We start from the raw sequence: 10,574 nt of genomic DNA on the forward strand, positions 1-10,574 counted from the left end.
GTTTTCAACCTGACGTTGCAGGTCGCGGGGCTGGCGTGGGCCGTGGATAAGGTGCTCGTGCCGGTCGGTAACGTGATCGTCGGCAGGTGATCGTCCGTCAGCGGCTGATTTCCGCGTTCGTCAGCACGAGCAGGGCGCGCAGGAGTGTGGTGGCATGGCGGGCGTTCATGCGGACCTTGGTGAGAATCCGCCAGTTCTTCAGGTCTGCGAAGCCGTGCTCGTTCGCCGCCCGCTCGCGGCTGACCAGCCGGTTCGCCTCCTTCTGGGCGGTGGTGAGCGGATGACCGCGACTCGCCCTACGGCCGGTGACGATCACCGGGTCGTCGGGGTCGTTGTCCAGGCCGACGAAGCCGAGGTCGGCCAGGGCGCCCAGACCGGCTTCCCGAAGGTGGGTTGTGATCTTGTTGTGGCGGGCGGTGGTGATCTCGCTGGAACGTCCGGGCTTCGCCGCCGAGATCCACAGCAGGTTGCCGCGCTCGTCGGTCAGGGCGAGGAACAGCAGGCCGTGGGCCTTGTGCTTGCCCGAATAGTTCGGCCGGTTCTCGTCCCCGGTGCGTCGGCGGGTGCGGACGAGGGTGCCGTCGAGCAGGACGACGACGCCACCCTTGCGGGCGATTTTCTTCAGAGCGCGGTCCAGGCGCGGGGCGCGGGCCGACAGCAGCTCGATCACTTCCAGCAGCCAGCGGCGCACGGTGGAGGCGGAGACGCCGTTGCCACCCGCCATGTCACAAAGCCGCTGGTCATGCCGGAGGACTGCCAGGACGATAAGAGCGATCCGGCCGGGCGGGAGCTTGCGCCAGCGGGAACGGATCTTCTTCAGGTGGCCGCGGACCAAGCCGGCAACCAGGTCCAGGGTGGCGCTCGACAGCGGCAGGCGGCACTGGTAGACAAGCCTCTCAGTGCCCTCGGCGGGGCTGATGTTCTTTCGCATGGAATCCCAACTCCTGCCGGGGGCATGCGCGTACGCCGGAATCAGGCCGCGGCCGGTCAGACCGGCGACTGCGGCAGGGCGGTGAAGCGGCCGGCGGGGGCGCGGTGCAGCCAGCCCCGGTCCGCCAGGCGCCTGAGCTTTTCGCGCACCGGTTCGACCTGCCCGGGCTGGGTGCCCCTGCCGAGCTGGACGCTGACATCCTTGGCCGGGACCGGCTCCGAGGCCGCGGCCACGATCTTCGTGATCGCCTGGTAGTCGGCGGGCAGCGCGCTTTCGTCCATGCCCGGCTCGCGGTGCGGGACCAGCAGCATCCCGCCCGCACCCGGAGTCGTCACCCGCCCCAACTCCTCGGCCGCAACCGGGGCCTCGGCCTGCCCGCTCCGCTCCGCCTCGATGAACTGCCCGATCATCACCTCTGCGGCCTCCAGCCGGGCCACCTCGGCATCGATCTCGGCGAGCTCCTTGCGCAGCCGTTCAGTGCGATCTTGTTGACCAGCACCGCCAGGCCGACGTGCCTCTTGCGGAGCGCCGCGACGGCGGCCCCGATCTGTTCTGAGTCCGAGGCGGTGATCTGCGCGTGCTCCGCCCATGCGCTCGCTCTTCGGCGAGAGGGGACCGACACCTTCCAGGTCCACTGCTCCCATAGGAAGGTGCCGGCCTCGGCGAGCACTTGCGCGGTGATCCGGGTTCGTCGGGCCGATCACCCCGCCGACAGCGTGGCCGGGCAGGCGTTCCGCCCGGCCACGCGGGTGACCGCGGATCAGGCTCCGGGGTGCAGAGTCGACTACAGCAAGTTCCACGACGTCCGCGTCGGGTCAGGCGGTCATGGCGTCGCGGACGAGAGCGGTGTCGACGAACTGCTCGAAGCGCACGATGAGTCCGCCGCGTACGACGAAGTGGTGGGCGACGCGTACGTCGATCGCCTTGCCGGTGGCCTTGTTGGTCGCGGTGTAGCGGGCCAGGACGACGACGTTCTCGCCGTCGACGACGTAGGTGTCGTCGTGGGCGGTCCAGTTCTCCCAGTCCTTGCCGAGCTGTTCCATGACGTTGGCGGTGACGCCGTCGGGGGTGCGGTAGGTGCCGGCCAGGGGGAAGCCGGCCATCTCGGTCCACTCGACGTCGGGCGCGAGGGTGGCGCGCAGGGCCTCGAGGTCCCCGGCGGCGGAGGCCAGGTACTGGCGCCGTACGACGTCGGCGGGTGCGGTGGAGGTGGCGAACTCGCTCATGGTCAGCCCCACTTCATCTCGCCCTTGGCGACCTTCGCGCCGATCTGGGCGGCGATCAGCATGCCGTTGTCCGGGTAGCGGGCGATGAGCGCCTCGGTGAGCGCGGCGCCGTCGGCCGCCTTGGCGAGTTCCTGCTCGAAGGCGAGCAGGTAGTCGCGGGTGGCGGTGATGGCGGAGGCGTCGGCGGCAGTGTCGGGCAGGCGGTGGCCGGGGACGACGAGCTCCGGGTTCAGGGCGGCCATCTCGTCGAGCAGGTCGATCCAGGCGGCACGGGACTCGGGGGTGGCGGTGTCGGCGACCCAGACGTGCTCCTGCTGGAACAGCAGGACGCCGCCGAGCAGGGCGCGGGACTCCGCCTGCCACAGGTAGTGGCGGTCGGGCAGTTCGTCGGAGCCGCCCTTGAGCTCGAAGCGGTGGCCTTCGAGGGTGAGGTCGCCGGTCAGCGGGGTGAGGTCGACAAGGCGGGTGGGCAGGTTCGGGCCGAGGGCCGCCCACGCCTTGAGCTTGCCCTCGTAGGAGTGCTTGATGTGCTCGATGACGATCGGGGTGGCGACGAAGACCGCGTCGGGGAAGGCGTCGGCGATCACTTCGGCGCCGAAGTAGAAGTCGGGGTCGGCGTGGGAGACGAAGACGGTGGTGAGGTTCTTGCCGGAGTCGAGGATCTCGGCGGCCAGGCGGTGGCCGTCGGCGCGGGTGAACGCGGCGTCCACCAGCAGGGCGTCGGTCTCGCCGGTGACGAGGGTGGCGGTCTTGTTCTTGGATCCGGCGGGGAAGTCGAGGTCGAGGATCTTGAAGTCGAGGGCGCTCATGCTGGGGGCTCCTTGCAGGGGTGGAGGGTTGCGGGGTCAGTCGAGGCTTGCGAGGCGTCGGTCCACCTCGTCGGCGGTGGCGTGTCCGCGGGCCAGGGGGACGACATGGTCGCCGTCGACGGCGAGGAGGGTGGGAAAGCCGGAGACACCGAGCTGGGCCGCGCGGCGGAAGTCGGCGCGGGCCGCGGTCTGCGCCTCGGACGCCTCGAATGCTGCGACGACGGCATCCGCGTCGAGCCCGGCCGCCTGGGCGACCGACCGGTACGTGGCCGCCTCCGACAGGCTCAGGCCGTCTACGTAGAAGGCGTGCTGCAGGGCCGTGACCAGCTCCGTCGCGCGGTCGGGGGCCACCTGGCGCACGGCTGCGACGCCGCGGGCGGCGGCCTCGGAGTCCATCACGAACGAGCCGTCGGCAATCAGCTGCTCGTAGGCCTCGCCGAACTCGGCACCGGTCTGCTCGGCGATCTGGGCGTTGGCCCCCTGGACGTAGCCGAAGTCGCGGATCGGGACCCGGCGGCCGCCGGTGAACAGACCGCCGGAGACGACCTCGACCGGCAGGTCGGGGTGGCGCGTGGTGATCTCGCGCAGGGTCGCGGTGAATCCGTGCGACCAGCCGCAGTAGGCGTCGAAGACGTAGACGAGCTTCATCGAAGACCTCGGCAGAGAGGGACGCCCGCCGGTTGCGAGCGATTCATCTGACCAAACAGTAACTGACGTGTCAGATATTTCTCGACCCGTGTGAACTGGGACACGCGAGCGCGGCCCATGCCATTGGACCTGCGCTGTCGCCGGTCCGCAGGTCAGGGAAGCCGAGGCAGCACATCCCTAGCCGTGTGGCTGAGGATCCGGAGATCCTCCGCGAACCGCTCGCGGTGCGCCGCCGGGAGGGGTTCCACGAAGTACCGTTTGATCTTGTCCAGGTGCACCCTGGCAGCGCGTACGGCGGTCTCCTCGCCCAGCGGGGTCAGCCGCACCAGCTTCCCGCGGCGGTCGTCGGGGGACTCCGCGCGCGTCACGAGACCAGCCGTCTCCATACGATCCACCAGTCGGGTGGCGCCGCCGGTGGTCAGGACCTGCTCCTGGGCGATGGCCCGCATGGACAACCCCGGCTCGCTCGCCCGCCCGAGGATCAGCAGCACCTCGAAGACCAGATGGCTGATGCCGCACTCCACCTCAAGGGCCCGGCCGAGGATGTACTCCAGCCGGTTCGCCGCCCCCTGCAGCCGCCCGAAGGCAAGGATGAGCTCGTGGTCGGCGGCCTCCTTCGCCGTCCTGATCTCCGGTTCCTCGCCCACGGCTTCGCCGCCTCCTCTCCTCGCCCCAGCACCACCGTACCGATCATGCCGGGCAGGGCCGACACAGCGGATTCGCCCAGCCTTATTGCTGGATTTCCTCATTGCCGCTGCATAACCCAGACCAGCACATCCGCCACCAGCAGCCCCTTCTCACCCGGCTCTCCTCAGAGCCTACGAGGCACCCCCAACGGCATCGCGATCCAGCGAACCGGCAACGCGCCGGATGATCACCTGCTACCGATCACGCCCCCGACCGGCACGAGCACCTCAGCCCCCACCCGCACCAGCCCCATGACCAGCGCATTCAGGTTGAACAAGGCTCAGGTGAAGAATCGAGGCAGATGCCACATCAACCAGCATGACCAGACAACGACATCAACGATCAGCAGTCACAAGATCTGAGGCTGTAGTACACGTACGGTTCAACTGTGAACAGCCCCAAAACGGCCCGCCGAAGAAACCGACGGACCGTCACGAAGAATCGAGGTCAATTAATAGTCGGCCAGATGTAGAGCATCGCGATAATGCAGCCCGTGAACGAAAATACGACCCAGTACAAAGAAACAATGTTGAACGGCACCTTGTCCCAGGGTTTCTGTTCCTGTTCCAAAACGTCGGCCGCGACTCTTTTCCTGACCGGAACCAGCATGATGACGAAAGTGAGCAGGACACAACTGTACAGGTATAGAGTGAAGGAGGCGGAATATCCTTTTACTATGGCGGTGGGCACCAGGAATACGCTGCCGCCCAGCGGGGCGAAGGATATTCGCCGCTTTGCTTTCGGCGTCGGCATGCACCAGCGCATCGCGACCGTGTAGATGATGGTGGTGACGCCGGCGATGAGAACCCAGTCGCCTGCGATCAAATGAAGAGACATGGCCGCGGGCCCTCCCGGGACGGAACACGAGGTGATTTATTGAAATCGCTTGGATTCCGCCCCGGAGGACATCATTCGGGGATTACCACGGTGTCAGATCGTGCCAGGTGTCACTGACAGCATCGCCCACCGTGTTTGCGGCATCGACGATGGCGCCGGTAGCCGGCGAAAGGGCTGCCATACCAAGGCGCTGAGCCTGGGCGCCGAGCGACATGACGCCGCCTTCGAGTCCCCTGAAGGCGTCGTCGATGACGCCGACCGTGCCACCGAACTTGGTCCACGGCAAACCGGTGGTGAAGACGCCGAGGGCCACGCCGACCGCCGAGGTCAGGAATTCCGCGGAGCCGATGCCGTTGGTGAATCCGTAGATGACGGTACTGGCCACACCCGTGATCAGGGAGACCCCGCCGAAGAACCCGTAGAGGGCTTCGCCCGCCGGCGGCGGGACCAGCAGAGAAAGAGCGGCGACGTAGCCCGCGTAGGTGGATACGGTGCCGAGCGTTGCGGCGGCGGCCTGCCAGTCGCCCTTGGTGCCGCCCAGGAACGTGCCGGGCTTCTTCGCCCCGTCGTTGTCCGCGTTGTCGGCCTGGTCGACGCCGTTCTGCTTGGCCTTCGCGGCCGCCTCCGCGGCCTTCCTGGCCGCTTCCAGCTGCTCCTGCTTGCGCTTCGTGGCGGCGATCTGATTGGCCTGGGATGCGGCCGCAGCCGCCTCCTTGGCGTCCTTGCCGGCCTGGGTGGCCGAGGCGGCGGCTGAGTTGGCGGAGGCCTGCGCGCTGATGGCGGACGCCGTCGCGGCGTCCGCGGCGGCGGTCGCCTGGTTCGCCGAGTAGTTGGCGCGCCGGGCGGAGCCGCGGGCGGCCAGCGCCGCGGCCTTCGCCTTGTCCGCGGAAGCCTGGGCGTCCGCCGCGGACTTCTCCGCAGCGTCCGCGTGGGCGTCCGCCTGATCCTTGTAGCCCTTGGCCTTGGCGGCGGAGTTCGTGGCGGCTGTGGCCCACTTCTGTGCCTCGTCCGACGCCTTGCGGGCGTCCGCCGCCACCTTCTGCGCGTACGCCGCGTTCGTCGTCGCGTCCTGGGCCAGCTTGGCGGCATGGGCGAGTAGGGCCTGCATCGCCGCGATGTGGGCTGCGGAGTCCGAGTCGAGCTGCAACATCCGCGGGTGGACGGCGACGACGAAGTTGCGGCGCATCCAGGTCGGGCCCTCGAGCGCCACGGTCGCCGACATCTTGGTGTACGGACCCGCGGAGTCGATGGAGGAGAAGACCGCTACGTTGTCGTCCTGCGCCAGCGCAGGCCCGTACTTGACGGTGAAGAAGTCGTGCACGGCCTTGGCCGAGCCGTCGTTGAGGGCCTCGGTCGCCGCTTGCGTGACCGCCTTGCCGGGATTCTGACCGAGAATCCGGAAGATCGCCGCGGTCTGGTCGGTCTTGGCCGCCTGGATCCCGCCGGTGGTGAGGAAGGCGGCGGGGGCGGCGTCGTCCGTGGACTCCAGGGCCGCCTGTGCCGCGATCGCCACATCGGGCGTGGAGACCTGGCTGATGAACAGGACGGTCTCGCGGTCGTCCTGCTTCTGGGCGATGGTCCGGTCGGTGTCGATCCAGTTCAGGACCGACTCCTCACCGGCGGCAAGCGCGAACGCCGCGGCCTCGCGGGTCCAGGTGCCGTGGGACGACAGCAGGCTGAGGCACGCGTTGCGGCCGTGGCCTATGGCCGTCGGGTGGTCGCCGGCCGTGTACGCCGTCTGCGCCGCCGCGATCAGGTCCAGCGTGGCCGAGTCCGTGGCCTGCTGCTGAGTCAGCTGATTGCGGGCCTTCGCGTTGTCCTGTTGCTCGAGGACGGCGAGCGCGGCGGCCTCGGCCTTGCCCTGGTCGGTGTACTGGTCGAGCTTCGTGAGCTCTGCGTCGCGTGCTTGCTGCTCCACTTTCTGTGCGTCCAGGACGGCCTTGACCGCGGCGTCGGCCGCGGCCTGGGCGTCGTTGGCGTACGCGGTGGACTTGTTGGCGAAGTCGAGCGCCTGGCCCGCGTACTTCACGGCTTCGTCGGCGGCGGCCGCCGCCTTCTCCGCGTGGTCGGCAGCGGAGTTGGCCGCGTCACGGGCTGCCCCGGCGGCCGTCGCCGCGCTGTTGGCCAGGGTCTGCGCCTGGGAGGCGGCACGGGTGGCACGCGCGGCCTGAGCGTCGGCCTCGGCGGCGGCCCCGCGGGCGGCGGCTGCCTCCGACTGGGCGGCACCGGCGGCGGTGGCCGCGGCGGCCGAGGCGTTCGCGGCGGCGGCGGCGTCGCGCGCGGCGGACGCGGCGGAGCTGCCGGCCAACACCGCCTGCTGGGAGGCGACCTTGGCTGCGTCGGCTGCCTTCGCGGCCGTACGTGCCTTGGCCGCGGCGTTGCGGGCAGCGACTGCCGCGTCCTTGGCGGCCTTCGTCTTGGACGCATCCTTGGACGCCGCCATGGCGGCCTGGTAGGCGCTGGAGGCGGCATGGGCGGCCATGGCCGCGGCGGACGTCGCGGCGTGGGCGGCCCACGCGGCCTTGCGGGCGGCGGACTGGGCCGCGTAGGAGGCGGAGATGGCGGTGGACGCGGCGTTCGCCGCGCCCTTGGCGGCGCTGGCGGCAGTGCGGGCGGCAGCCGCGGCCTTGGCGACGTCCTGCTTGGCGGCCTGTGCCTCGTCGGCTGCCTCCAGGGCGGCCTTCTTGGCCTCGGCGGCTGCCGAGACCGCCTTGCCTGATTCCTCCTTCGCCTTCTCTGTAGTCAACTGGGCTCGCTTGGACTGCCGTTCGGCGACGGCGACGAGTTGCTCGATGGTGGCTGCTTCGTCGTCGCGGGCCCGGGCTATGTTCTGCCCGATCTCCAGGAACCAGCGGATGGCGGTTGCGCCGCCGTCGTCCAGGGCGCGCGTCGCGTACTTCGTCACTTCCGGCCCGGCGCCGTTGAGGACCTTGAAGACTTCGGCGGTCTCGTCCTGGAGACGCGCGGAGAACTGGGTGGCGGTGACGAACTTCATCAGCGCCTCGCCGGAGCCGTCATTCAGCGCGGTGTCCGCGGCGGCCTGCACACTCTTGCCTCCCAGGGCCTTGAGCGTGAAGGTGAGGACGCTGAGGTCCTCCGTCTGCGCCGTCGCGAATCCGCCGGCGAGGAAGGCCGCGATCTCGGTGTCACCCGCGTCCAGCACGCGGGAGATCTCGGCCCCCGTGCCCTTGCCGGAGATGGAGAGGGACTTGAAAAGGGCGACGCGGTTGTCCTCGGCGACGGCAGAGGGCAGCCCCGTGGCGATGAACGCCTCGACGTCCGTGTCGGTGCCGACGAGAGCGGCGGCCGCGGCCTCCCGGGTCGCCTTGCCGCCGACCTGCCACGCCGTGACGGCCTTGGCCCGTGGGGTGTCCGGAAGGGAGGGGAGGGGAGGGACATCGCCCGCGTCGGCCGTGGCGGCTAACGCCCGGGCGGTCGTGGCGAGGGGCAGCGCGGCGGCTGCCGTGGCCGTAGCAGCGGCGGTCAGGACGCGCCGTCTGCTCCAGAACGTGGTGGTCAAGAATCAAATCCCAATCGCTCGGCAACGGGCAGCCGTCCACCGATGGTGAATGGCTGTCAGTTACAGGTGGCTGGCGGCTGATGCGGAGAACTGCGCATCTACCGCGATGAGTTGACTGCCTGGACGGGTTGTTCAGCGGCAGTGAGGCCAATTTCCTGAGGAGCATCACATGAATGACGTTCGCGCGGAACCATAAATGGAAACTCGGTCCCTTTTGCCCGATCTCTCCGGCACTTGGATATAAAGAATTTCGAATGCGAGGTCCGCGAATGGCGCATCGATAGGCTCCACGCAAATTCTTTGCCGCGGGGTTCTGTTCGTCCTGGATGATGTCGGGGCGGCCGGTGGCATCGGTCATACGAATACCGAAGGAGCGGGAAACACCGGCGGCGGAGCTGGTGACTCTTCTCCGTCCGGCTGTTCAGGCCCTCGCGGGAGCGATGTTCGACCAGGGCATGACCTCGTGGTAGGCCGCGCCGTAGAAGCGGAACTTGTCCGTGAAAATCACTCGCGGCACCGCGCTGCTCTTCTTCATCAGCCTGCGGAAGAAGCGCCGGACGGCGACCTTTCCCCGACGACTCCGCACGAGAATGTCGAGCACGTCGCCGTCCTGGTCGACGGCCCGCCAAAGGTACTTCCGCCCCCCGTTGATCTTGATGAACACCTCGTTCAGATGCCATTTGTCCCCGGGCCGGGGCTGGCGACGGCGCAGTCGTCTGCGTAGGCATGCACGAACTTCCGGCACCACCGCCGGAACGTTTCGCAGGAGGTCCTGCCACGCCATCCGCCAACGTGTCAGTGACCCGAGGGGGTCACGGAGTCCGTGACCCCCTCGTCGTGCTGAGCCTGCGTCAGCGGACACTGCCGGTCCAGTTCTTGACCGGCGCCTGGATGGTGGTGCTTGTCGGGCACCCACTCGTCCTTGGTACGGCCATACCCGGTCACCCGCAGCTGCTCGCCCGCGACGGGCGTGGTGGCGGAGACGAGAACCGGGTCGATGTCGGTGACCGGTGCGGCGAGCTTGGCCATCACCAGGTCACGGTCAGTGCGCGGGACCAGTTCGGTGACCGCTAAGACATGGCCTGCGGTGGAGGTGCGGCCGATCGTCGCGGTCGTCGCGGTCGTCGCGGTCGTCGGCGCACCCGCGGTGATCGAGGACGGCGGCTGGGAGGGGTCGTCCGCGAAACAGCTGGCCGCGGTGAGAACCCACTGCGGGTCGACGAGCACAGCGGTGCACGCGGTCTTGTCCCCGACGTTGATCTTCGCTGTGAAGGCGTACGTGTTGTCCGCGGCCACATCGCCGGAGACGGCCTGCACCGGCGTGGTGGTGAGCACGCCTACCGCGGCGATGCCCGCCAGCAGCCCCGTGACCCGCGCTGCGCGGGTTCTCTTCCCAGGCATTCGGTTCCCTTACAGGTAGCTTCGGTTGAGGCTCCGGCGAGGGGTCTCGCCGGAGCCTCGTGGCGGTGGGCCGTTAGACCCAGTCGTCGCCCGGGGCGATCTGGAAGTACGTGCCGGTGTTGGTGCGCGTGGCGACCTTGCCGTCACTGCTGTGGACGAAAAGGTCGGCTTTGCCGTCGGCGCTGATGTCGGCGAAGTACAGACGGCCCTGGCCGGGCTGGCCGAGGTAGTTGGACCAGCCGGCGCTCCAGTCGGTACCGCCGTCGAAGTACGTTCCCTTGTTGATGCGGACCGAGACCTTGCCATCGTTTCCGTGCACGATCAGGTCGGCTTTGCCGTCGGCGTTGATGTCGGCGAAGTACAGACGGCCCTGGCCGGGCTGGCCCAGGTAGTTGGACCAGCCGGCGCTCCAGTCGGCGCCGCCGTCGAAGTACGTTCCCTTGTTGATGCGGACCGAGACCTTGCCATCGTTTCCGTGCACGATCAGGTCGGCTTTGCCGTCGGCGTTGATGTCG

The 10,574-nt window shown here is 68.8% G+C and carries 10 protein-coding genes and 1 pseudogene; all 11 read right to left on the bottom strand.

The window, feature by feature from the left end; translation table 11 throughout:
- Positions 1-97 precede the first annotated feature (97 nt).
- A complete protein-coding gene (locus ACZ4N5_RS40945; RefSeq protein WP_467762054.1) occupies positions 98-931 on the bottom strand; it encodes a transposase family protein in 834 nt (277 codons plus the stop codon).
- A gap of 56 nt (positions 932-987) precedes the next feature.
- Positions 988-1,368 carry a hypothetical protein gene (locus ACZ4N5_RS40950; RefSeq protein WP_467762055.1) on the bottom strand — a complete coding sequence of 127 codons (381 nt, stop codon included), beginning with the start codon at positions 1,366-1,368 and terminating at the stop codon, positions 988-990.
- Positions 1,369-1,746: 378 nt separating this feature from the next.
- On the bottom strand, positions 1,747-2,157 hold the full coding sequence (locus tag ACZ4N5_RS40955) for a nuclear transport factor 2 family protein (RefSeq protein ID WP_381803721.1): 411 nt from the start codon (positions 2,155-2,157) through the stop codon (positions 1,747-1,749).
- Between the two features lie 2 nt (positions 2,158-2,159).
- Positions 2,160-2,966, bottom strand: coding sequence for an MBL fold metallo-hydrolase (locus ACZ4N5_RS40960; RefSeq protein WP_467762056.1), 807 nt, complete (start codon positions 2,964-2,966; stop codon positions 2,160-2,162).
- Between the two features lie 36 nt (positions 2,967-3,002).
- A complete protein-coding gene (locus tag ACZ4N5_RS40965) occupies positions 3,003-3,614 on the bottom strand; it encodes a DsbA family protein (protein WP_467762057.1) in 612 nt (203 codons plus the stop codon).
- Positions 3,615-3,766: 152 nt separating this feature from the next.
- Positions 3,767-4,261, bottom strand: a complete 495-nt coding sequence (locus ACZ4N5_RS40970; RefSeq protein WP_467762058.1) for a MarR family winged helix-turn-helix transcriptional regulator — start codon at positions 4,259-4,261, stop codon at positions 3,767-3,769.
- Positions 4,262-4,748: 487 nt separating this feature from the next.
- A complete protein-coding gene (locus ACZ4N5_RS40975; RefSeq protein ID WP_467762059.1) occupies positions 4,749-5,138 on the bottom strand; it encodes a hypothetical protein in 390 nt (129 codons plus the stop codon).
- 82 nt (positions 5,139-5,220) lie between these two features.
- Entirely contained in the window at positions 5,221-8,658 is a 3,438-nt protein-coding gene (locus ACZ4N5_RS40980) for an ALF repeat-containing protein (RefSeq protein WP_467762060.1), read from the bottom strand.
- 383 nt (positions 8,659-9,041) lie between these two features.
- A pseudogene (locus tag ACZ4N5_RS40985) lies at positions 9,042-9,426 on the bottom strand (IS6 family transposase); the annotation flags it as partial.
- 27 nt (positions 9,427-9,453) lie between these two features.
- Positions 9,454-10,059, bottom strand: a complete 606-nt coding sequence (locus ACZ4N5_RS40990; RefSeq protein ID WP_467762061.1) for a trypsin-like serine protease — start codon at positions 10,057-10,059, stop codon at positions 9,454-9,456.
- A 73-nt stretch (positions 10,060-10,132) separates the two neighbouring features.
- A partial coding sequence (locus tag ACZ4N5_RS40995) for an FG-GAP-like repeat-containing protein (RefSeq protein WP_467762062.1) occupies positions 10,133-10,574 on the bottom strand: 442 nt, incomplete at its 5' end.

It is taken from the genome of Streptomyces sp. NPDC026500 (assembly GCF_055567635.1).